This window comes from Nocardioides eburneiflavus (assembly GCF_004785795.1).
Lineage (GTDB): Bacteria > Actinomycetota > Actinomycetes > Propionibacteriales > Nocardioidaceae > Nocardioides > Nocardioides eburneiflavus.
On record NZ_SRRO01000001.1, the window covers coordinates 2,174,473 to 2,197,199 of the forward strand.

The window sequence follows — 22,727 nt, forward strand, 5'->3', positions numbered from 1 at the left end:
ACATCGAACATCAAGATTTGGTCAAGTCAGCACCACAGAGTTGGTCAATTTGCAGACGCCGGTCCAGCCCAGTCCTAGCCTCGATGCATGGATCCGGTCGATGTCGTCGTCCCGCGGCAGCGGGCGCTGAAGCACGTCCAGGTCCGCGAGCACGTCCGCAGCCTCATCGAGGCGCAGCCGCCGGGCTCCGCGGCCCCGTCCGAGCGCGAGCTCGTGGCCCGTTTCGGCGTGGCGAGGATGACCGTACGACAGGCGCTCGACGCCCTCGTTGCCGAGGGCCTCCTCGAGCGCATCCCCGGCCGCGGCACCTTCGTCGCGCAGCCCCCCAAGACCGCCGGTCGCCTGACCTCCTTCACCGAGGAGATGCGCCGACGCGGGATGCTGCCCGAGTCGCAGACCCTGCTCGCCCGCGTGGAGCAGGCCGGCCCCGGTGTGGCCCGCGCTCTCGACATCTCGCCCGGCGACCCGGTGCTGCACTGGCGACGGCTGCGCCGCGCCGACCAGGCCGTCGTCTGCGTCGAGGACGCCTACCTCAACGAGGTCCTGCTGCCGGGGTTCCTCCAGCACGGCACGCCCACCAGCCTCTACGAGGCGCTCGCCGCTCGAGGCCTGCGACCGACCGAGGTCGAGGACTCCATCAGCGCCGACCGTGCCAGCGCGGACGAGGCGGCGATCCTCGAGATCGCCGAGGGCGACCCGGTGCTGCGCCACGCCCGTCGTGCGGTCTCGGACGGCCGCATCGTCGAGGTGTCGCGCACCTGCTACCGGCACGACCGCTTCACCGTCTACCTCCAGCTCAACGACCGCTGACCCTCACCCGCGGCCGAGCCCGGTGAGCTCGCGCTCGAGGTTGGCCCGCGCCTGCGCCTCCCACAGCCCGCGCCCCTGCGCGGTGTGGAACAGGTGCGGCTTCGCCGCGAGGTCGGCGAGGACGGCCGCCCGGCCTGCCCGGAAGTCGGCGTCCCCGACGTGCGCGAAGTCGGCCCGCACGCCCGCGACGTAGGCGTCGTAGCGCTCGCGCGGTGCCGCCAGGACGGCGAGGTCGGCGTCGCTGAGCGCGCAGCCCGCCGGGTCGCCGTCGTCCGGCCGGTGGTGCGCCGTCATCCGCACCAGCCGTGCCACCTCCTCGGCGTACATCGGCGGCAGCGCCCGCTCGGCCCAGCGGGCCGAGCGCTCCTCGTCGTCCTCCGCCCCCTGGTAGACCGCGTCGTGGAACCACGCGGCGAGCCCGACGACGGTCCGGTCGAACCCGGCACCCGCGGCGGCCAGCTGGTCGAGCCGGTCGAGGACCTCCGACAGGTGCAGGAGGTCGTGGTAGCCGGGGCGGTCCCAGGCGACGAGCAGGTCGTCGCGGAGGTCGTGGTGGTCGGGGAGCGGCCACCGCCGGGCGAGCGTCACCGGCGCGCGTCCTGGAGCTCGCGCGCCTGCGCGTGCCCGGACGCCATCGCCCACCGGATCGCACCGGTCGAGACCTTGCCCAGCGCGCGGCCGACGGTCCGGTCCAGCGTGGCGTCGAGGACCCGCGGGTGGGGAAGGCCCAGCTCGCGCCGCTGCCACTCCGGCGTCAGCGACACGGCCGCGCCGACGAGGGAGAGGTACGCCGGGCGCGCGGCGAGCGGCAGGTCGGGGTGCCAGACCAGGAACGAGATGGCGTCGCGCGCGGCGGGGGTCCCGGCGAGCTCGGGCCGGTACGCGTCGAGGGTCGCGCGCAGGCCGGCCTCGGTGATGGGCGGGTCCGTCACGCCGAGCAGGCCCGCGACGTGCGCGGTCTGGGCGAGGTACTCGTCGCGCTCGGCCCCGACGAGCGGCTGGTGGCCGAACCGGTCGTGCGCGAGCAGGAAGCTGTCGACCTCGGCGGCGTGCACCCAGCCGAGGAGGTGCGGGTCCGAGGCGGCGTACGGGGTGCCGTCGGGCAAGGTGCCGGTCACCGACTCGTGCGCGCGCTGCACCGCGCGGATGACCTGGCGGGCGTCCTGCTCGGCTCCGAAGGTGGTCATCGCGATGTAGGTGGAGACCTGTGCGAGGCGCCCCCACATGTCGCCGCGGTAGCCGGAGTGGTCGGCCACGCCCTGCATCGCCGCCGGGTGCAGCGACTGGAGCATGATCGCTCGGATGCCGCCGACGAACATCGACGCGTCGCCGTGCACGCGCGTGATCGGCGAGCCCGGCGCGAACCACCGCGGGCCGGGGGTGCCGTGCACGCGCTCGCGGTTGCGGGGGCCGTCGGGGCCGGCGACCTTGCGGAACAGCTCAGCGCCCACGCGTTCGCGGAGGGTCACGCTCCCGAGGCTAGCGAGGGACGCCAATGCAGGTCAGGCCTCGGCGGCCAGGTCCCCTGCGTCGACGATCCGGTAGGCGTACCCCTGCTCGGCGAGGAACCGCTGCCGGTTCTGCGCGAAGTCGGCGTCGACGGTGTCGCGCGAGACGATCGTGTAGAAGTGCGCCGTACGGCCCTCGGTCTTGGGCCGCAGCAGCCGACCGAGCCGCTGCGCCTCCTCCTGGCGTGAGCCGAAGGACCCGCTGACCTGGATCGCCACCTCGGCCGAGGGCAGGTCGATGGAGAAGTTGGCGACCTTGCTCACCACGAGCAGGTCGATCTCGCCGGCGCGGAACGCCTGGAAGAGGCGCTGGCGCTCCTTGACCGTCGTCTCGCCCTTGATCACCGGGGCGTCGAGCAGCTCGCCGATCTCGTCGAGCTGGTCGATGTACTGGCCGATGACCAGCGTCGGCTGCCCGGCGTGCTGGCGCACGAGGTCGCGCACGACGTCGATCTTGGCGTGGGTGCAGGAGGCGAGTCGGTAGCGGGTGTCGGGGTCGCTGGTGGCGTACGCCAGCCGCTCGCCGTCGGGCAGGGTGACCCGCACCTCGACGCAGTCGGCCGGTGCGATCCAGCCCTGGGCCTCGATGTCCTTCCACGGCGCGTCGTAGCGCTTCGGGCCGATGAGGGAGAAGACCTCGCCCTCGCGGCCGTCCTCGCGCACCAGCGTCGCGGTGAGGCCGAGCCGGCGGCGGGCCTGGAGGTCGGCGGTCATCCGGAAGATCGGCGCCGGCAGCAGGTGCACCTCGTCGTAGACGATGAGGCCCCAGTCGCGCGCGTCGAGGAGCTCGAGGTGCGGGTAGACGCCCTTCCGCTTGGTCGTCAGCACCTGGTAGGTCGCGATGGTGACCGGGCGGACCTCCTTGACGGCGCCGGAGTACTCGCCGATCTCGTCCGCGGTCAGCGACGTGCGGGCGACCAGCTCGTCCTTCCACTGGCGCGCGCTGACGGTGTTGGTGACGAGGATCAGGGTGGTGGCCTGCGCCTGCGCCATCGAGGCCGCCCCGACGATGGTCTTGCCCGCGCCGCAGGGGAGCACGACGACGCCCGAGCCGCCGTCCCAGAAGGACTCGGCCGCCTCGCGCTGGTAGGGCCGCAGCGTCCAGCCGTCCTCGGCGAGGTCGATCGCGTGCGCCTCGCCGTCGACGTAGCCGGCGAAGTCCTCGGCCGGCCAGCCGAGCTTGAGCAGCGCCTGCTTGAGGTTCCCGCGCTCGCTCGGGTGCACCGCGACGGAGTCGTCGTCGAGGCGCGAGCCGACCATCCCGGCGATCTTCTTGGCGCGCAGGACCTCCTCGAGCACCGGGCGGTCGGTCGAGGAGAGCACGAGTCCGTGGACGGGGTGCTTCTCCAGGCGGAGCCGGCCGTAGCGGCCCATCGTCTCGGCGACGTCGACGAGCAGTGCGTGCGGGACGGCGTACCGGCTCCAGGTCAGCAGCGCGTCGACCACCTGCTCGGCGTCGTGGCCGGCCGCGCGCGCGTTCCACAGGCCCAGCGGGGTCAGGCGGTAGGTGTGGATGTGCTCGGGCGAGCGCTCGAGCTCGGCGAAGGGCGCGATGGCCTTGCGCGCCTCGCCGGCCGAGGGGTGGTCGACCTCGAGCAGGAGAGTCTTGTCCGACTGGACGATGAGGGGGCCGTCGTTCACCGAGTGGCCGCCTTGGCGTCCGGCTCGTTCCTCGCCTGCTCAGCCCGGCGCTGCCGGGCGCGGAAGGCCGCGACGTTGGCGCGCGAGGAGCACCGGTCCGAGCAGTAGCGACGCGACTGGTTGGGCGAGGTGTCCACGAAGACGTGGTCGCAGCGCGCCTCGGAGCAGATCCCGAGACGGGTCGCGCCGAGGTCGCACACGAGGTTGGCCAACCCCATCAGCGCCTCGCCGATGAGCAGCTCGGCCACCGAGGCGGCGCGGTTGGCCACGTGCATGTGCAGGTTGTCGGGGTCGTGGTCGGAGATCATCGGCGTCACCGGGTGGCGCTCGAGCAGGCCGTTGAGCGAGCTCACGACCAGGGACACGTCGTCGACGTCGGAGGCCTCGAACACCGCCCGCAGCTCGGAGCGGAAGGCCTGCAGGGCCTCCACGTCACCCTCGACGACCGAGCGGTGCAGCCACGAGCGGTCCGCGAGGTGCGCGCGCAGCGCGTCCTCGTCGGGCAGCTCGGCGTTGACGAGCGCCGCCGAGCGCTCGGCGTACCGGATGAAGTCCATCCGTCAAGGTTACTGGCCGAGCATCGGAGTGACGGGGGCCCCGCGGCGTTGTGCGGGGGAGCGAAGCGGAGGAGCAGAACGTCGTGGGGTGTTCTTCACGCTTGTCGGACGCCGGTGATCCGGTGCACCGCGAACTCGCGCACGTCGTCGGCGCGGTGGTCGTACGCCGCGAGCCGCCCGCCGTCGAGGCGGCGCGGGTCGACGACCCGCTCGCCGGTCGCCCCGTGGTTGTCGACGTAGCCGATGACGACGGTGCTGCGCGCCTCGATGGCCTCTCGCAGCGCCGCCAGGGCACCCGAGGGCGTGGTCGTCTCCGCGGTCGCCGGCCGCGACGACCGGGCCCGGTCGCCGGCGCGGATCGCGGTGGCCACCGCCTGCAGCTCGGCCGTCCGGCGGGCCTCGACGGCTCCGGCCGGGCGACGACCGCGGCGGGTGCGTGCGCGTCGCAGGTCCGGCCGGCTCACCCGAACGGTCCCGTCGGCGGCTTCGACCACGGGTGCGGCGCCGAGCTCGCGCACGCGGGGCAGGAGCACGTCGAGGGGAGAGGTGGCGATCGCCACCGTCGGCGCCAGCAGCCGCAGGCCGAGGCTGCGGGCGCGCGGGTCGTGCACGAGGGCGGCGAGTGCGGCCTCGTCGTCGGAGCGCAGGAACGCCTCGGCGTGCCCGACCCGGACGCTGCCGAAGGTGCGGGCGACGTCGTCGACGAGGAACTCCAGCGGCTGCGGCACCGGGGTCTGCGACACCGCTGCCAGGAAGTCGCGCACCTCGGCGGCCGACCAGCCCGCGTCGAGACCGCGGCGCACGGATCCGGCCGTGAACCGGTAGACGGTCGCCCCGCCGCGGGACTCCACGTCGGCGAGCAGGTGCAGCCGGCGCGCCACCTCGGTCTCGAGGGGGCCGGGGGCGACGGCCGTGAGGTCGGCCTGCAGGAGCACGTGGTCCACCGGCCGCGGCAGGTGCGGGTCGAGCGCCGCGGCGGCGGCCGCGAGGTCGTCCCCGGCGACGTGCCGACCGCTCGGGGGGAGCCCGCCGGCACCGCCCACGCCGAGCACCGCCGCCTCCGACACGGCGGCCGCGACCAGGTCGGCGAAGATCGTGGGCCGCCGTGGACGCAGCCAGCGCACCCGCTGCACGAGCGAGGCGATGCCGGTGCCGGCGGCGAGGACCTCGCCGTCGGGCAGCTCCGCCAGCACCCGCAGCGCCAGGCGCCGCGCCTCCTCGGCGAGCCCGCTCGAGAGCTCCGGGGCGAGGGCGTTCCAGGCCTTGCCGGCCGGGTCGCGCGAGCCGACGAGCGACGGCACCCGGCTGCTGGCGAGCCAGCCGCCCACGAGCCGCGCCCACCGCTCGGAGATCGGCTGCCCGGACCAGACGTCGAACTCGTCGGTCGGCAGCCACGCCGGCGTGCCGTCCGAGTCGGCGGCCTCGGCGATCAGCCCCGACGCGAGCGCGACCTCGACGACGAGCGCCGCTCCCGGCTCGTCGACGTGCAGGTCGCGAGCGACGGCCCTGAGGTCGCGGACCGCCAGTCCTCCGGAGCGCAGCACGCTCGGAGGCTGCACGCCCCAGTGGTCGAGCAGCAGCTCGACCCGGCGTACGACGTCGAACGCGGCGCCCGCGGCGCTGCGAGCCACGAGCGCGGGGTCGCGCGTCGAGGTGGCAAGCGCCGGCACGTCGTCGACCGGCTCGGTGGTCGTACGCCCTCCCCGGAGCGCCAGGCCCACCTCGCCGGGCAGCACGACCGAGTCGCCGTCCCGCGGCACGAGCAGGCGGCGGCTGAGCAGCTCCTCGGCGGGCGAACGGGCCTCGGCCGGCGTCACCGTGCGCCGGGCCGCGCCGGTCGTTCCCTCCCCGCCGTGCTCGTCGACGTGGCGCAGCAGGGCCGCCGCGGCGGGGGAGAGCTCCGCGATCCGCGCCGCGACCTCGGCGGGAGCCGCGGGGTCGGGGCTCGAGGGCCGCAGGCCGCTCACGAGGCCGGGCATCCCGCGCATCGCGTCGGCCACACCGGTCAGCGGCCGCACGCCTCCGGGCGCCTCCCACGCGAGCGCCAGGTCGAGCAGGTGCTGGAGGGCAGCCGCGGTCCGCGCCTCGTCGGCCCGCACGATCGAGACAAGCCCCTCGGAAGTGGTTTGACCTGCAACCAGCAGGGCATCAAGCACCGAGAGCTCCAGATGGTCCAGGCCGTCGAGGGCGCGGTGGATCGACGAACGCGTGGCGGCCCGAGAGGCCAGCTGTGACGAATCTTGAGGGGCGGGTGTGGCGAGATCCGGACGGGCCCGCAGCAGCGCCACGAGTCGCTCGTCGGGCCAGCCGCGCAGCTGGTCGGCGAGGGTGCGTGCGGGTGTCGTCCGCCCTGAACTGGACATCCCTCTTACGCTACTCGCCGGGTCGCCACCGCGACCCCACATCTCGACACGGGGCGAAGAGGGCTGGGCATGAGGGACGTTGACCTGCACCACGGGGCGTCGACCGACGTCGGACTGGTGCGCAAGGTCAACGAGGACTCCTACCTCGTCGCACCCCCGGTGTTCGTCGTCGCCGACGGCATGGGCGGCCACTCGGGCGGCGACGTCGCCAGCCGGATGGTGGTCGAGGAGTTCCAGCGGCTCGCGGAGGCCTACGACCCGCGGCGCGGGGCCGAGCTGGTCTCCGACGCCCTGGCACGCGCCCAGGCGCGGATCCTCGACTACGGCGAGGCCCACCGCGCGCTCCAGCCGGGATGGCACGCGGGCACGACGGCGGTGGCCGCCGTCCTGGTGGACGACGAGGGCGTGACCAAGTGGCTGCTCGTCAACCTCGGCGACTCGCGGATCTACCGCATCGTCGGCGGCCGGCTCGAGCAGGTCAGCGTCGACCACTCGGTCGTGCAGGAGCTCGTCGACGCCGGCCAGATCACGCCCGAGGAGGCCTCGGTGCACCCCGAGCGGCACGTGATCACCCGCGCTCTCGGCAGCCCCGGGGGCATCCAGCCCGACTTCTTCCTCCTCCCACTCGGGTCGGTCGAGCGCCTGCTGCTGTGCAGCGACGGCGTGACCGGGATGATCGACGACAAGGAGATCGAGGAGGTCCTCGAGTCCGTCGCCGACCCCCGCGACGCCGCGGACCAGCTCGTGCGGGCAGCCGTCGCCGCCGGGGGCCGCGACAACGCGACGGCCGTCGTCGTCGATGTGGTGGGATTGGTGAAGGACGCGACCTACGACTCGCAGCGCCAGCTGCAGAGTCTCGAATCGAAGCTGGGGGGACGACTGTGAGCACTGAGGCCAGGTTCGCCGCAGGGGACTGGTACGCCGTGGTCGGTGACCAGGTCACGGTCCTGCTGCCGGGCAGCCAGCGTGGCCGGGTCGCCGGCTTGTGGGACCTCGCCGACTCCGGGGCGGGTGCCGACGCGATCCTCGACGCCTTGCTCGCCGACGGACTGTCCACGCTCGACCACTTCGCCCTCGTCGCCCACGACGACGACCGCATCCGGCTCCTCGTGCGCGGCGCGCCCACCGCGGCCGTCCGCGCCACCGAGGGCGACGAGGTCGTCAGCGCCGCCCCGGGCACCGCCTGGGCCGAGCGGCTGGTGACCGGCGTGTCCAGCGTCCGGGTCACCCTCACCGGCGACGCGACCGCCGAGCACCTCCTCGCACCCGGCCTGGCGCGGGTGTCGGTGGTCGAGTTCGGTACGCCGGTGTCCGCCGCCGAGCCTGCCGCCGCCGAGTCGCTGGCAGTGGAGTCGGTCGAGGAGCCTGTCCCCGACCTCGCGGAGGCGGACCCCGAGCCCGTCGTCGTGCCCGAGCCGGACCCCGAGCCCGCTGTCGAGCCCGAGACGGCAGCCGTCGCGGAGCCCGCTCCCGAGCCGCCGGCCGATGCACCCCTGCACTTCGGCGAGCCCGCGGACGACCCGACGCCGACGGGGGAGACCCCTGTGGTGGCCGACGAGTGGTCCGACCGAGACGGCCAGACCCAGATCGGCGCGCCGGTGCCCGACTTCGACCGTCCGCCGATCCCCGGACAGGAGATGGCCCCGGAGGTGGTCTCGCGGCCCGTCGCCGCGCTCGTCTTCTCGACCGGCGACGTCATCGCCGTCGACCGCACGGTCCTCGTCGGCCGCGCGCCGGAGGCGCGACGCTTCGCCTCGCACGACCAGCCCCACGTGGTGACGGTGCCGAGCCCGCACCAGGAGATCTCGTCCACGCACCTCGAGATCCGGCCCGGTGCCGGGGCCGACCACGGCTCCGCGATCGCCACCGACCTCGGCTCGACCAACGGCACCGTGCTCGCCTTGCCCGGCCTCGACGCCGAGGAGCTCAAGCCCGGCATCGCGGTCAGCCTCGTCCCCGGCGCGGTGCTCGACCTCGGCGACGGCGTCACCATCCAGGTCACCAACCCCTGAGCCGCACGCCGTGACCCAGCACCCCCCGTCCCTGACCTATCCGATCGCCCAGCTCGAGCGGCGGTTCGTCGCGTTCGCCGTCGACCGCCTGCTCGCGTGGAGCCTGCTCGCGGCGGTCGGCGTCGGCACGGTGATGTTCGTGTCCGACGAGGTGTGGACCGTGGTCGGTGCCGTGGCGGGTGCCATGGTCCTGCTCTGGCTGGTCCTCGCGGTCGTGCTCGGGATCAGCGGCACCTCGCCCGGCAAGGCGATGGCCGGACTGCGGGTGGTGCACCACGGCACGGGCACCCCGATCGGCGTGGGGCCGGCCCTGCTCCGCTCGTTCGTGCTCGGCGCCTCGGGCCTGCCCACCTTCGGGATCGGTGTCGCGACGCTGGCGTGGACGGCAGTGGAGGACCGCGGTCGCCAACGCCGTGGCTGGCACGACCACCTGGCCCACACCGTCGTGGTCGACGTACGCCCCGTCGTGGAGGTCGCCGACACCGACTCCGGCGACGGTCCGCGGCACATCGTGAACCTCACCGCCATGCGGCTGGTCCCGGCGCCGCCGGTCGAGGTGGTGAAGACGCCGGAGCGCTCGGAGCACTCCGTACGCCGCCAGCCGTTGCCGGCCGACCTCGCCGCGCCTCCCGCGGCCACGGCGCCACAGCCCGCTCCGCAGCAGCAACAGCCCCAGCAGGCGCCCTTGCCGGCCCCGGCCCCCGCGCCGATGCCCCAGCCCGCCCGGCCCCACCCGCAGCGGTCCCCGCAGCAGGCCCCGCAGCAGTCGTGGCCCCAGCCGCCGTCGCCGCAGCAGCCTGCCCCGCGGCAGCCGCCGCACCACCAGCAGCCGCACCACCAGCAGCCGCACCACCAGCAGCCGCACCACCAGCAGCCGCCGGCCCGCCCGCCGGCGGCAGCGCCCGCGCGCTGGCGCGTGCACTTCGACAACGGCGAGAGCTTCGTCATCGCCGGCCTCGCGCTCGTCGGACGACGACCGGAGGCCCGCTCGGGGGAGAACGTCGCCCACCTGATCCCGCTGGCCTCGGCCGACATGTCGGTCTCCAAGACCCACGCCCAGTTCGGACCGGCCTCCGACGGGACGATCGTCGTGATGGACCGCGGTTCGACCAACGGCACCGTCCTGGTCCGCCAGGGCGTCTCGCGGCAGCTCGCGCCGGGCAAGCCCGCCGCCCTCGTCGAGGGTGACAAGGTCGTCTACGGCGACCGCGAGATGACCATCTCCCGCGAGCACTGAGCGGTCGGCGGCGGCGCTGCCGCGGCGCACGCGGCAGGATGTGACCGTGCCGACCTTCCTGGACCTGCTCTACGACGAGGCGCCGCTGTCGGCCTTCGACGAGCACCTCGCGGCTGCCGAGGCGGGTCTCGACGAGGCCGAGGCCGCGGTGCTGCGCTCGGAGTACGACGTCGCCGTCCGCCTGCGCGACCTGATGGGGCGGATGCGCTCGCGCGAGGCCGAGCTCTCCGCGCTCTACGAGACCGCCTCCGACCTCACCGCCATCCGCGACGTCGACACGATCCTGGCCGCGATCGTGCGTCGCGCGCGCCAGCTGCTGCACTGCGACATGACCTACCTCTCGCTCAACGACGAGAGCGACGGGGCGTCCTACATGAAGGTCACCGACGGCGCCCTCACCCGCGAGTTCCAGACGCTCCGCCTGCCCCTCGGCACCGGCCTGCTCGGGCTCGTCGCGCAGACCGGAGCCGCCTACTTCACCGAGGACTACTCGACCGACCAGCGGTTCGTGCACCAGGGTTACATCGACGAGGCCGTCGCCGGCGAGCAGATCCGGGCGATCCTCGGCGTGCCGCTGGTGCTCGACGGGGTGGTGATCGGTGCCCTGCTCGCGGTGCACCGGTCCGTACGCCGCTTCCCGCAGAGCGAGGTCAGCCTGCTGACCTCCTTCGCGGCCCACGCCGTCGTGGCACTGGAGAACGCCCGGCTCTTCGCCGAGCTCGACGAGGCCAACCGTTCCCTGACCCGCCACACGGAGGCGGTGGACGCCGCCGCGCTGGCGCACGACCGGCTCACCGATGTGCTCATCGGCGGCGGTGGGGTGGCCGAGGTCGCCGAGGTGCTGTCGGGCGTGCTCGACGGCAGGGCATCGGTGTGGACGCCGTCGGGCGAGCTGCTCGCGGGCGAGGACCCCGGCCTGGACTGGCGGGAGGTCGTGCCCGGTGCCGTCGCGTCCGGACGATCGGTGGTCGTCGGCTCGGGGATGGTGGCCGCGGCGCTCGCCGGCACCGAGCACGTCGCGACCCTGGTGCTGCGCCGCGATGATCCGTTGGACCTCGCCGGCCGGCGCACGCTCGAGCGCGGCGCCCTCGTCACCGCGCTCGTCCTGCTCTTCGCCCGGTCCGTCACCGACGCCGAGGAACGACTCGGCGGCCAGCTGCTCGCCGACCTGCTGGAGGCAGGCCCCGAGTCCCGGGAGCGGCTGCGCGAGCGCGTACGCCGGCACGGCGTCAGCCTCGACGGCCCCCTCGTGGTCGCGACCGCGACGGTGGACGGCGCCGACCGGCACCGCGCCAGCCGCGCCGCCGTCGCTCTTGCACGGCGCGGCTCCGGCCTCGCCGGCGAGCACCGCGGCGCCATCGTCCTGGTCCTCCCCGGCGAGGACCCGTTGCGGGTGGGGGCCGACCTCCAGTCGGCCATCGCCGAGCTGGGCGGCGTCGGCACCGTGGGCGTCGCCGCGACGAGCGACGGCCTCCGCGGGGACCGGCTGGTCTCGGCCCACCGCGAGGCGCGGCGCTGCCTCGACACGCTCGTACGACTCGGCCGCGGCGGCGAGGTGAGCGACCCCGCCGGGCTCGGCGTGGCCCGGCTGCTGCTCGGCGACAACGACCCCGAGCACGTCACCGCCTTCGTGGAGACCATGATCGGGCCGGTCCGGGCCTGGGACGAGCGACGCGGCACCGGGCTCGTGGCGACGCTCGAGGCGTGGTTCGCCACCGGTGGCCACCTCAAGGACACGGCGAGCGTCCTGCACGTCCACCCCAACACCGTCACCCAGCGCCTGGAGCGGGTCGGCGAGCTGCTCGGCGGCGGCTGGCGGGAGCCGGGACGGGCCCTCGATCTCCAGCTCGCCCTCCGGTTGGCGCGGCTGCAGGGGTAGTCCAACGGCGAGAGGTGTGGCGAGCGCACACGACCGCGACCGAAGTGTGGCTCAACGCCATATGTGCCGAGCGTCACGGCTCTCCCTACGGTGTCGGACATGAGCACCGTCACACACCACGACCGCGCTGTCCTCGCCGGACGTCGCGCGCTGGTGACCGGAGCCGCCAGCGGCATCGGCGCAGCCGTCGCCGCGCGGCTGGCCGAGGCGGGAGCGGAGGTCCACCTGATAGACCGGGACGAGGAGGGCGTGGCCAAGGTCGCCGCCCTGGTCCACGGCACCCCGCACGTCGTCGACCTCACCGACGAGGCGGCGATCGGGCGGCTCGACGTCGAGGCCGACATCCTCGTCAACAACGCGGGCATCCAGCACGTCGCACCCATCGAGGACTTCGACCCCGAGCGGTTCCGCACGATCCACGCCGTGATGCTGCACGCCCCGTTCCTGCTGGCCCGTCGCGTCCTGCCCGGCATGTACGCCCGTGGCTGGGGCCGGATCGTGCACGTGTCCAGCGTCCACGGCCACCGCGCGTCGGCGTACAAGTCGGCCTACGTGAGCGCCAAGCACGGCCTCGAGGGACTCTCGAAGGTCATCGCGCTCGAGGCTGCCGACAAGGGCGTGACCAGCAACACCGTGTGCCCCGGCTACGTCCGTACGCCGCTCGTCGAGGGCCAGCTCGGCGACCAGGCGCGCTCCCACGGCATCCCCGAGGACGAGGTCCTCGACACCGTCCTGCTCGCCCGCACCCCGCTCAAGCGGCTGGTCGAGCCCGAGGAGGTCGCCGACGCGGTCGCCTTCCTCTGCGGCCCGACCGGCACCTCCATCACCGGCAGCTCCCTCTCCCTCGACGGAGGCTGGAGCGCCGCCTGAGGCGCCCGGGCCCGTCACCGCACCCCCCACGAAAGGCACGTCATGACCACCGACACCTCCACCGCGACCGGCAGCGGGTCACCGGGCACCCAGCCCGAGCGCACCAGCATCGTCAAGGTCGTCTTCGCGTCCCTGATCGGCACCGCCGTCGAGTGGTACGACTTCTTCCTCTACGGGTCGGCGGCGGCGCTCGTCTTCGGCACGCTGTTCTTCCCCGAGAGCGAGCCGGCCACCGCGACCCTGCTGGCCTTCGGCACCTACGCGCTCGGCTTCGTCGCGCGGCCCCTCGGCGGCATCGTCTTCGGCCACTACGGCGACAAGGTCGGCCGCAAGAAGATGCTGGTCCTCTCGCTGTTCCTCATGGGCGTGGCGACCTTCGCGATCGGTCTGCTGCCGACGTACGCCTCGATCGGCGTCGCCGCCCCGCTGCTCCTGCTGACCTGCCGCCTGCTCCAGGGCTTCGCGGTCGGCGGCGAGTGGGGCGGCGCGGTCCTCATGGCGGCCGAGCACGGCGACGACTCGCAGCGCGGCTTCTGGTCCTCGTGGCCGCAGGCCGGTGTGGCGCTGGGCAACCTGTTCGCCACCGGTGTCCTCTGGGTGCTGGCGGCCGTCCAGTCCGACGCGGCCTTCGAGTCGTGGGGCTGGCGCATCCCGTTCCTGCTGAGCGCCGTGCTGGTGGTCGTGGGCCTGTGGGTCCGACTGTCCATCGAGGAGTCGCCCGTCTTCGCCGAGGCCAAGGCCGAGCTCGAGACCAAGGAGACCGCCCACCTGCCCCTGGTCGAGGTCTTCCGCAAGTACCCCAAGGAGGTCCTCGTGGCCATGGGGATGCGGATGGCGGAGAACATCTCCTACTACCTGTTCACGATCATCTCGATCTCGTTCCTCACGCTCTACGCCGGCACCGCCGACGACAAGTCGCTCATCCTCAAGGCGCTGCTGATCGGCTCGGTCGTGCACTTCGTGACGATCCCGCTCATCGGTGCGATCAGCGACCGCGTCGGCCGCCGACCGCTCTACCTCGCCGGCGCGGTGGGGGTCGCGGCCTGGTCGTGGATCTTCTTCGACCTGATCGCCTCGCGCTCCGAGGGCAAGATCATCCTCGCGATCGTGGTGGGCCTGGTGCTGCACGCCCTGATGTACTCGCCGCAGGCGGCGTTCTTCTCCGAGCTGTTCGGCACCTCGGTTCGCTACACGGGGGCCTCGGTGGGCTACCAGCTCGCCTCGATCTTCGCCGGCGCCCTCGCCCCGATCATCGCGATCGAGCTGCTCGGCGACGCCAGCGCCGGGGTCAGCAACGTCCCCAAGGTCGCGATCTACATGACGATCGCGTCGGTGATCACCGTCGTCGCGGTGCTCGTCGCCCACGAGACGAAGGCCAGCTCGCTGCGCCACGACCGCGTGCTCGACTGACGCGACCTGCCTCGCGTACGGGCCGTCGTCCCTCCGGGGGCGGCGGCCCGTCGGCGTCGTGGAGGGATCAGCGGGTCAGCGCGACGGGGACGCGGGTGACGCCGCCTCGTGCGCCGAGCCAGACGAGCACGCCGTCGTCGAGGACGCCCGGGCCCGTGGGGCCCGAGACCGTGACGGTGAAGTCGGCCGACTCGCCCGGCGCGAGTCGTACGGCGAGCGGCTGCACGCGGACCCGGTGCGAGGCGAACCCGCGGGCGGTGACGGAGAAGTACTCGGGGCGGCTGCTCACGTTGGTCACGGTGCGCACGGCCCGCGACTGCCGCGCCGACAGCAGCAGGGAGGTGGTGTTGAGGCGGGCGAGGGAGCGCGTGCGCAGCGCCCGCCGCCACGCGCGGGGCGAGACGTCGAAGGCAAGGTGCGCGGTGGGCGCGCGGCCGGGCAGGGCGCCCGAGCCCTGCTCGAGGACCGACGACCCGCGGATCGGGCGGCCCGACGTCACGACGAGCGACCGGACCCTGGCCGCCGACCAGTCGTCGTGCCGACCGAGGAGCAGCGCGGCGAGGCCGCTGGCGTGGGCGGTGGCGGCCGAGCTCCCGCTGAACACGCCCCAGCTGCGCCCGGTGGACTCCGGCAGGGCGCCGAGGACCGCGTCGCCGTCGGCCACCGCGTCGGGCTTGAGGGTCGCCCCGCGCGGGTCGCCCGCGGCGCTCCACGGAGCCGTACGCCGGGTGCCGGGGTCGCCGAGCACCCGGGACATCTGCAGCCGGTCGTCGGGGTGGCGGGCCACCCAGCGGCTGAAGGTCCGGCCGTCCGCCGCGGACAGGTGGACCGTCGGCACGGAGTGGAAGTCGGCGCTGACGGCACCCGGGCCGCGGTTGACGAGCACCATGGCGCGTCCGCCGGCCCGCGCGACCGACTCGGACTTGTCGATGCGACCGATCCCGCCGCGCCGGCACACCACGATGCGGTCGGCGACCTTCCGGGCGTCGAGGGCGTCGGCCCGACACTCGGCCGCGGCCCGGCGCGAGGCACCGGGAGCCGCCGCGTCCTGGGCCAGGACCGCCCGGCCGCGTACGTCGCCCGGCCGACCGCCGCCGGTCCACGACCGGCCGCCGGGCAGCGTCACGCGTCCGCGCGACATCCGGCCCACGGCCGCGCCGACGGTGGTGACCCACGGCCCGGCGTGGGAGGCGTACGCCGAGGCGCCGGCGTTGCCCGCGGCGCCCATCACCACGACGTCGGCCTCGGCGGCGCCCAGCAGGGCGACCTGGAGGGTGTCGAGGCGGTCGCCGCCGGCCAGCGCGAGGGTCAGGACGTCCACTCCGTCGGCGACGGCGGCGTCCACGGCGGACACCACGTCGGCGGTCGAGCAGCCGTCGTCGGACGGGTCGGGCGCTCCCCAGCACGCCTTGTAGGAGGCGATGCGGGCCTGCGGTGCGACGCCGCCGAACCTGCCGGCCGGACGGCCGTCGACTCGTACGCTGACACCGGCGTTGCCGGCCGCGACCGAGGAGACCTGGGTGCCGTGCCCGAGCACGTCGAGCGGCGAGAGCGACTCGGAGGAGCGGATCCGGTCGGTGCCGAAGCCCTCGACGTACCACCGTGCACCGACGACCTTGCGCGTGCAGTCGTCGGCCGCCCACCCGTCACCCTCGGCGCAGGCGCCGGCGAAGTCCTCCGGGTCGGCACCGAGGCCGGGGACGTCTGCGAGGGCCGGTGACTCCGGCGCGATGCCTGAGTCGACGACGCCGATCACCACGCCGGCCCCGCCCCGCAACCGCGGGCTCGCGACGGCACCGCGCACCGTGGCCAGGGACGTGCGGCCGGCAAGCGGGCGCACCGTGTCGGCCTCGAACGAGGCGACCGTCTCCTGGTCGTCGAGCGCCGCGAGCTGCGCGTCGGTCAGACGGGCGGCGAATCCGTTGAGGGCCGTGGTCCACCGGTAGACGGGCTGGTCGGCGCCGACAGCGGCGAGCACGGCGTCCTGTCGAGCGAGGAGCTCCTCGGCGTCGGCGCGTCCTGCGGCGGTGCCGGCGCCCGTCAGGGTGACGAGGGTCAGCGGCGGGAGCGCGCCCTGCGCCGGGGTGTCGTCGGCACTCGCGACGCCACCTGTCGGCAGCCCGAGGGCGAGCGCGAGCAGGCCGCACCCGAGCACGGTGCTCGCTCGTCGTGCCCGCACGTCGTCCTCCCGCTCGTGATCGCCCTGGTGATGTGGCCTGGTGACCGTCTTGGTGACCGGTGTGGCCGCCGCGCCCCCGCGCGGTGGACCTCCGAGTGTCCCATGCTCCCACCAGTCACGGGAATGATCCCGGGTGGGTGCCCGGCCCACGAGCACAACCCGTTGGTCGACGGGCCGGGCGGCCGCCTATCCTGTGCCGGGCCGCGATCCGCGCGGCGGGCGCAGATTCGCGCGCAGAGCTGAGTGGGGTGGACCGTGCCGAGTGGCAAGGTGAAGTGGTACGACGCGGAGAAGGGCTTCGGCTTCCTGTCGCAGGAGGACGGCCCGGACGTCTACGTCCACTCCGACGCGCTCCCCGAGGGGACCACCACCCTCAAGGCCGGCACGAAGGTCGAGTTCGGCATCGCGCAGGGTCGCCGTGGCGAGCAGGCGCTGCAGGTGCGCGTCCTCGACGCGCCCGCCTCGGTGTCCCGCAACCAGCGCAACGCCCAGCGCAAGCAGCCCGAGGCGATGGTGACCATCGTCGAGGACCTCATCAAGATGCTCGAGGGCGTCGAGGAGGGCTACCGCCGCGGTCGGCACCCCGAGCGTGCGGCCGCCCGCGGGACGGCCAAGGTGCTGCGCGCGCTGGCCGACGAGCTGGAGATCTGAGACCCGACCCGGGACCCGGTGCCGTCAGGCGCGAGCCGGTGCGGCCGAGCCCCGCCGGCTGACCAGCACGAAGGTCGCCCACGCCCCGAGCACGCCGGCGGCGACGCCGAGGCCGAGCTGCGGCATGAGCGGCATCGCGATCCCGACGAAGCCACCGATCACCCAGGCCAGCTGGAGCGTGGTGTCGGAGCGGGCGAAGGCGCTCGCCTGGATCCGGCTCGGGACGTCACGCTGGATCGTCGAGTCGAGCGACAGCTTGGCCAGCGACTGCGCCAGTCCGGCCGTGAGGCCGAGCAGCACCAGCGTCACCAGGCCGTAGAACAGTGCGGCCAGGGCTGCGACGGCGACGTCGGCGAGGAGGGCGAGCACCACGGTCACTGCAGGGTTGAGGCGCTTGAGCACCGACCCGACCGCGATGCCGAGGGTGTTGCCGAGCCCCGCCGCTCCGATCACCAGCCCGAGCAGGACCTCGGGCCGCCAGTCCCCGATGGGGTTGTCGCGCAGCAGGAACGCCATGAACATCGTGAGGAACCCCGAGAGCCAGCGGGGACCGCAGTTGGCCCGCAGGGCGAACGCGACCGCGCCCGGGATCCGGGTGCGGGGCCGGCGGGCCGTGCCGCCCTGGTCGGTCGAGCCGGTCAGCACGAGCTCGCCCTCGCCCTGGCTGGCGTCGACCTTCTCCGGGAGCCGGATCGCCCAGATGGTGGCGAGCACGAACACGACGAAGCCGTAGCGCAGCGACCACTCCGGGCCGAACGTCGAGGCGAGGATGGCCAGGGGTGCCGAGATGCCGGCACCCACCACCCCGGCCAGCGAGACCCGCGCGTTGGCCTTGACCAGGGTCAGGTCGGGCGGCAGGAGCCGGGGCACGGCCGCGGCTCGCGTCACGCCGTACGCCTTGGACGCCACCAGGCAGCCGAGCGCCGCGGGGAACAGCCAGCCGGACTCGGTCACCACGGCGGTGGCGAGCACCCAGCACAGGAAGCAGCGGATCGCCATCGTCGCGCCGACGGCCCAGCGGCGTCCGTGGCTGAAGCGGTCGAGGAACGGCCCGATCAGGGGCGCCACGATCGCGAACGGGAGCATCGTCAGGCCGAGGAACAGCGCCACCTGGCCGCGCGCCTCACCGGTCGGGACCTGGAAGAAGAGCGTGCCGGCGAGCGAGATCGCCACGGCGGCGTCTCCCGCGGCGTTGAAGGCGTGGAGCTCGATGAGGCGTGAGAGCCCCGAGTCGCCGGCGCCCTCCGCCCGCGCCGCCCGCCTGGCCTGCGAGACCGCGTAGTGGCCGGCGCTGCCGGCGCCGCGGCCGGCCACGCGCGCCCCGCGACCGGCCGCCCGGACCCCGCGGGCGGCACCGGACAGCGACCGGCGTACGGCGCTGCCGCGCGGAGGCTGCGCGGCGCGGTCCGACGCCCGCCCCGACGTGTGGCCCGAGGTGCGGGGCGGCTCCTGCGCCTGTCCCGCGGTCGTGTCGGGGCGCTCGGAGGTCACGGGCACCATCTTGGCCTACGCGCCCGACAGCCCGGCGTACGCCGTCCCGGCAGGCGTCCCGACGGGACAGGACGACCGACCATTTGCGATGATGCGCAGGTGATCGCTCTCCCCACCCGTGCCGGCAAGCCGGACGCGGCCCTCGCCAAGGCCGTGGACCTCGCCCGCACCGTCGTCCTCGAGGTCGCCGAGCCCGGCGACGTCGGTGACCACCTGGGGGTGCGGGCCGACGGCGAGCGCGTCGTCACCCACCACTTCGCGTGCCTTCGCGCCGGCTACCCCGGCTGGTACTGGTCGGTGACGCTGACCCGCGCCAAGCGAGGCAAGGACCTCACTGTCAACGAGGTCGTGCTGCTGCCCGGCGACGAGGCGATCGTGGCGCCCGCGTGGGTGCCCTACAAGGAGCGGCTCCAGCCCGGCGACCTCTCGCCGGGCGACCTGCTCCCCGTCGAGGACGAGGACGTCAGGCTGGTCCCGACCTACCTCGTCGGCGACGACCCGCTCGACACCCCGCTCGACGGCGACGCGCGTGCGCAGGTGCGTCGGGTGGCCGAGGACCTCGGCCTGGGTCGCGTGCGGACCCTGAGCCGCGAGGGCATCGACATGGCCGCCGAGCGGTGGCACGCCGGACCTGGTGGCCCCGAGGCCCCGCTGGCCAAGAGCGCGCCCGAGCACTGCTGGTCGTGTGGCTTCCTGGTGCGGCTCAACGGCTCGCTGTCCGAGCGGTTCGGGGTCTGCGCCAACGGCAACGCCAACGACGACGGCAGGGTGGTCACGCTCGACCACGGCTGCGGCGCGCACTCCGAGGTCAAGCTCGCCCGCAAGCAGCAGCCGCTGCCCATGCCGGACCACGTGTTCGACACCCTCACCGACGACGAGGTCGAGGCGCTCTGAGTCGAACAGTCGCGACCGAGGTCAGCCGTCGGTCGCGCCGATCGGGTTCGGGTGCCCGAGGCTCGTCATGACGTGCGGGGCGTCGTCTCGCGAGAGCACCCACACCCCGTAGCCGTCGTCGGGCGGGTGCAGCTCGTAGGAGCCGGCTCGCAGGTCCACCCGCAGACCGCTGGCCCCGACGTCCGCGACGAACTCCTCCACGGGGTACGCACGTGCCGTCGGCGGCCCTCCGCGCAGGTGGAAGCCGACCAGCACGCGACCGCCGGGCGCGAGGAGGCTGCGTACGCGCTCGAGCACCTCGCGCTCGGTCCCGTCGGCGAGGAAGACCATGACGTTGCCGACGAGGACGACCAGGTCGTAGGAGGTCGGGCTCCCGTGCCCGGCCAGTGCGTCGGGGTCCAGCGACCGGGCGTCGAGAGGGAGCACCTCCAGGTCGGGATAGGTGCGCCGCGACTGCTCGGCGAGCGTCGCGTCGGGCTCGACCGCGACCACGTGGTGCCCGCGCACGGACAGGGCCGCCGCGACCCGACCCATCCCCGACCCGATGTCGAGGACGCGACCGTGCCGGGGGAGGAGGGTGTCGGCCAGGCGGGCCTCGCCGTCGACGTCCTCGCCGGAGGCCACGAGCTCGGCGAACTTCCGGCCGTACCCGTCGTTGGCCTGCCCGCCGAGCTCCCAGCGGGTCGGGGGCAGGGTCATGCTCCGGCCTGCAGCGCGGCGCGCTCCTTGCGGCGGCGCCGGCAGTACTCCAGGCCGCACAGGCCGAGGCCGAAGCCCGCCAGGCAGGTCCACAGCCACCACGTGCGACCGCTCTCCTGGAGGGCACCCCAGAACGGCAGCAGCCCGAGGAAGCCCAGCAGCCAGAGCGCGGTGCCGACCTCGGTGGTGCGTACGCCGTCGACGTCCAGCGGCTCGACCTGCGCGACGATGTAGGTGCGCCGGCCGATCTCGTGCCGCGTCGGCTGCTCGTCACCCAGGTCCACGGCCGTCACGCTACACGCGGGCACCGGGACGAAACACGGACGTAGCACGCTTCTGACACACTGCGGTTCCGTGAGCGACCGGACGCAGACCACAGCGCAGCCGCCGCGGGCCAACGGCCTCGACGGGTACTTCGAGATCAGCAGGCGAGGCTCGACCGTCGGTCGCGAGGTGCGCGGCGGGGTCGTGACCTTCCTGACGATGGCCTACATCATCGTGCTGAACCCGCTCATCCTCGGCTTCGTGCCCGACTCCACCGGCGCCTTCCTCGGCGGCGGCGCCGAGGCCGGCAGCGGCATCCCGGCGATCGCCGCGGGCACCGCGCTGGTGGCGGGCGTGCTCACGATCGCCATGGGCGGCTTCGCGAACTTCCCCCTCGCACTCGCGACCGGGCTCGGGCTCAACGCCTTCGTCGCCAACTCGATCGCGCGCCAGTCCACGTGGGAGGCCGCGATGGGACTCGTGGTGCTCGAGGGCATCATCATCCTGCTCCTGGTCCTCACGGGCTTCCGCAAGGCCGTCTTCCACGCGGTGCCCCCACAGCTCAAGGTCGCGATCTCGGTGGGCATCGGCCTGTTCATCGCGCTGATCGGCTTCGTCGACGCCCGCGTCGTCACGCGCATCCCCGACGCCTTCAACACCACCGTGCCGGTCCAGCTGGGTGTCGACGGACACCTCGGCGGCTGGCCGGTGCTGGTGTTCTGCATCGGCCTGGTGCTGACCATCGCGCTGTGGGTGCGTCGGGTGCGCGGCGCGATCCTGATCTCGATCGTCGTCACCACGGTCGTCGCGGTCGTCGTCGAGGCGATCGGCGACCTCGACGCCGCCTCGGCGGACAACCCGACAGGCTGGTCGCTCAGCGTGCCGACCCTGAGCGGGGACGTCGTCGGCCTCCCGTCGTTCGACACCCTCGGCGACGTCGACCTGTTCGGCGCCTTCGGCAGCGCCGGCACCGGCGTGCTCGCCGCGCTGCTGCTGGTCTTCTCCCTCCTGCTCGCCGACTTCTTCGACACGATGGGCACGATGACCGCGATCGGCGCCGAGGCCGGCCTCAACGACGAGGAGGGCACCCCGCCCAACGCCCAGCGCATCCTGGTCGTCGACTCGGTCGCCGCCATGGCGGGTGGTGCAGCCGGTGTCTCGTCGAACACCTCGTACATCGAGAGCGCCTCCGGCGTCGGCGAGGGCGCCCGCACGGGCCTCGCGTCGATCGTGACCGGCGTGCTATTCCTGCTCGCGACCTTCTTCACGCCGCTCGTCTCGGCCATCCCGTCGGAGGCCGCCGTCCCGGCCCTCGTGCTCGTCGGGTTCCTGATGATGCAGCAGGTCGCCGACATCGACTGGCGCGACCTCGAGGTGGCCATCCCGGCGTTCCTCACGATCGTGCTCATGCCGTTCACCTACTCCATCTCGGTCGGCATCGGGGCGGGCTTCGTGGCCTACGTGCTGATCAAGGTCGTCGTCGGCAAGGTGCGCGACGTGCACCCGCTCATGTGGGTCGTCGCCGCCCTCTTCCTCGTCTACTTCGCCTACACGCCGATCAGCGGCTGGGTCTCCTGACGGTTCTCCGACGTCGCCTGGGGGGACCACGCAGGCCCGACGCCGACTCGTAGGGGGAGTCCGACTCTTCGAGGCCGTTGCAACCCCCTCCGAGTGATGGACTCCCCGCTCGAGCGGGGAGTCCACGACGGACGGCGCGATCCGGAATAGTTAGCACAGGTAATGAGTTATGCTAACGACATGCCGACCGCCGACCTCCGCACCGACGCCGGGCTCGCCTCCGAGCTCCGGGCCGGTGTGATGCGCCTGCGCCGCCGCCTGATCTCCGAGCGCCACCCCGACAACGACCTGAGCATCAGCCAGATGGTCGTCCTCGGCCTGCTCGTACGCACGGGCGAGCAGACCGTCGGCGACCTGGCCCGCGCCGAGCGGGTGCAGCCCCCGTCGATGACCCGCACGGTCAACTGCCTCGAGGCCGACGGCTACGTCGTACGCCGTCCGCACGAGACCGACGGCCGCCAGGTCGTGGTCTCGCTCACCGACGCCGGCCGCGCCGCGGTCCTCGCCGACCGCCAGCGGCGCGACGCCTGGCTGGCCCGGCAGCTCGGCAGCCTCACGCCCGCCGAGCGCGCTGCCCTCCGCGACGCGGCACCGATCCTGGCCCGCCTCGCGCAGGCCGACTGACCCACCACGAACCCACCTGACCACCTGACGACCGAGGAGTCACCACGAGTCCCACGTTCC

General features: G+C 73.9%; 20 protein-coding genes. 11 read left to right on the top strand and 9 right to left on the bottom strand.

Going from position 1 to position 22,727, the window contains the following annotated elements; all coding sequences use genetic code 11:
• Positions 1-87 precede the first annotated feature (87 nt).
• The gene (locus tag EXE59_RS10210; protein WP_135838810.1) at positions 88-810 is read left to right on the top strand and encodes a GntR family transcriptional regulator; all 723 of its coding nucleotides are present in this window, start codon (positions 88-90) and stop codon (positions 808-810) included.
• Positions 811-813: 3 nt separating this feature from the next.
• Here the strand turns inward: EXE59_RS10210 and EXE59_RS10215 are convergent, their stop codons facing one another.
• From EXE59_RS10215 to EXE59_RS10235, 5 genes are all read right to left on the bottom strand, one after another.
• Positions 814-1,398, bottom strand: a complete 585-nt coding sequence (locus EXE59_RS10215; RefSeq protein WP_135838811.1) for an HD domain-containing protein — start codon at positions 1,396-1,398, stop codon at positions 814-816.
• Positions 1,395-2,279 carry an oxygenase MpaB family protein gene (locus tag EXE59_RS10220; RefSeq protein ID WP_210428953.1) on the bottom strand — a complete coding sequence of 295 codons (885 nt, stop codon included), beginning with the start codon at positions 2,277-2,279 and terminating at the stop codon, positions 1,395-1,397. The genes EXE59_RS10215 and EXE59_RS10220 overlap by 4 nt, the downstream gene beginning before the upstream one ends.
• Positions 2,280-2,312: 33 nt before the next feature.
• A complete protein-coding gene (locus tag EXE59_RS10225; RefSeq protein ID WP_135838813.1) occupies positions 2,313-3,959 on the bottom strand; it encodes a DNA repair helicase XPB in 1,647 nt (548 codons plus the stop codon).
• On the bottom strand, positions 3,956-4,516 hold the full coding sequence (locus EXE59_RS10230) for a CGNR zinc finger domain-containing protein (protein ID WP_135838814.1): 561 nt from the start codon (positions 4,514-4,516) through the stop codon (positions 3,956-3,958). The genes EXE59_RS10225 and EXE59_RS10230 overlap by 4 nt, the downstream gene beginning before the upstream one ends.
• Positions 4,517-4,611: 95 nt before the next feature.
• Positions 4,612-6,879 (bottom strand): helicase C-terminal domain-containing protein, encoded by a 2,268-nt coding sequence (locus tag EXE59_RS10235; protein ID WP_135838815.1) that lies wholly within the window; start codon positions 6,877-6,879, stop codon positions 4,612-4,614.
• 69 nt (positions 6,880-6,948) lie between these two features.
• Here EXE59_RS10235 and EXE59_RS10240 point away from each other — a divergent pair, with 69 nt between their 5' ends.
• The 6 genes from EXE59_RS10240 (at position 6,949) to EXE59_RS10260 (ending at position 14,287) form a co-directional block, all read left to right on the top strand.
• Positions 6,949-7,764, top strand: a complete 816-nt coding sequence (locus EXE59_RS10240) for a PP2C family protein-serine/threonine phosphatase (protein WP_135838816.1) — start codon at positions 6,949-6,951, stop codon at positions 7,762-7,764.
• Positions 7,761-8,891: an FHA domain-containing protein gene (locus tag EXE59_RS23740; protein ID WP_168218476.1), complete on the top strand. Its 1,131-nt coding sequence runs from the start codon at positions 7,761-7,763 to the stop codon at positions 8,889-8,891. The genes EXE59_RS10240 and EXE59_RS23740 overlap by 4 nt, the downstream gene beginning before the upstream one ends.
• Before the next feature lie 10 nt (positions 8,892-8,901).
• A complete protein-coding gene (locus EXE59_RS10245; RefSeq protein ID WP_168218477.1) occupies positions 8,902-10,128 on the top strand; it encodes an RDD family protein in 1,227 nt (408 codons plus the stop codon).
• Between the two features lie 46 nt (positions 10,129-10,174).
• A complete protein-coding gene (locus tag EXE59_RS10250; protein ID WP_246056685.1) occupies positions 10,175-12,007 on the top strand; it encodes a helix-turn-helix domain-containing protein in 1,833 nt (610 codons plus the stop codon).
• Between the two features lie 99 nt (positions 12,008-12,106).
• Positions 12,107-12,877, top strand: coding sequence for a 3-hydroxybutyrate dehydrogenase (locus EXE59_RS10255; RefSeq protein ID WP_135838819.1), 771 nt, complete (start codon positions 12,107-12,109; stop codon positions 12,875-12,877).
• 42 nt (positions 12,878-12,919) lie between these two features.
• A complete protein-coding gene (locus EXE59_RS10260) occupies positions 12,920-14,287 on the top strand; it encodes an MFS transporter (protein ID WP_135838820.1) in 1,368 nt (455 codons plus the stop codon).
• A 67-nt stretch (positions 14,288-14,354) separates the two neighbouring features.
• Here EXE59_RS10260 and EXE59_RS10265 read toward each other — a convergent pair whose 3' ends face one another.
• Positions 14,355-16,466 (bottom strand): S8 family serine peptidase, encoded by a 2,112-nt coding sequence (locus EXE59_RS10265; protein ID WP_168218478.1) that lies wholly within the window; start codon positions 16,464-16,466, stop codon positions 14,355-14,357.
• Between the two features lie 255 nt (positions 16,467-16,721).
• Here EXE59_RS10265 and EXE59_RS24825 point away from each other — a divergent pair, with 255 nt between their 5' ends.
• Positions 16,722-17,117 (top strand): cold-shock protein, encoded by a 396-nt coding sequence (locus tag EXE59_RS24825; RefSeq protein ID WP_135838822.1) that lies wholly within the window; start codon positions 16,722-16,724, stop codon positions 17,115-17,117.
• Positions 17,118-17,141: 24 nt separating this feature from the next.
• On the opposite strand, the gene EXE59_RS10275 is transcribed toward EXE59_RS24825, so the two are convergent.
• Positions 17,142-18,608, bottom strand: coding sequence for an MFS transporter (locus EXE59_RS10275; protein WP_246056687.1), 1,467 nt, complete (start codon positions 18,606-18,608; stop codon positions 17,142-17,144).
• 99 nt (positions 18,609-18,707) lie between these two features.
• Between EXE59_RS10275 and EXE59_RS10280 the strand changes: the two genes are divergently transcribed.
• Positions 18,708-19,502 carry a DUF3027 domain-containing protein gene (locus tag EXE59_RS10280; RefSeq protein ID WP_135838824.1) on the top strand — a complete coding sequence of 265 codons (795 nt, stop codon included), beginning with the start codon at positions 18,708-18,710 and terminating at the stop codon, positions 19,500-19,502.
• A gap of 21 nt (positions 19,503-19,523) precedes the next feature.
• Here EXE59_RS10280 and EXE59_RS10285 read toward each other — a convergent pair whose 3' ends face one another.
• Positions 19,524-20,201: a class I SAM-dependent methyltransferase gene (locus EXE59_RS10285; protein WP_135838825.1), complete on the bottom strand. Its 678-nt coding sequence runs from the start codon at positions 20,199-20,201 to the stop codon at positions 19,524-19,526.
• The gene (locus EXE59_RS10290; protein ID WP_246056689.1) at positions 20,198-20,485 is read right to left on the bottom strand and encodes a DUF2530 domain-containing protein; all 288 of its coding nucleotides are present in this window, start codon (positions 20,483-20,485) and stop codon (positions 20,198-20,200) included. Before EXE59_RS10290 ends, EXE59_RS10285 begins: the two co-directional genes overlap by 4 nt.
• 70 nt (positions 20,486-20,555) lie before the next feature.
• On the opposite strand from EXE59_RS10290, the gene EXE59_RS10295 reads away from it, so the two are divergent.
• Positions 20,556-22,043, top strand: a complete 1,488-nt coding sequence (locus EXE59_RS10295) for an NCS2 family permease (protein ID WP_135838826.1) — start codon at positions 20,556-20,558, stop codon at positions 22,041-22,043.
• A 180-nt stretch (positions 22,044-22,223) separates the two neighbouring features.
• Positions 22,224-22,667 (top strand): MarR family winged helix-turn-helix transcriptional regulator, encoded by a 444-nt coding sequence (locus EXE59_RS10300; RefSeq protein WP_246056691.1) that lies wholly within the window; start codon positions 22,224-22,226, stop codon positions 22,665-22,667.
• Positions 22,668-22,727: the final 60 nt, after the last annotated feature.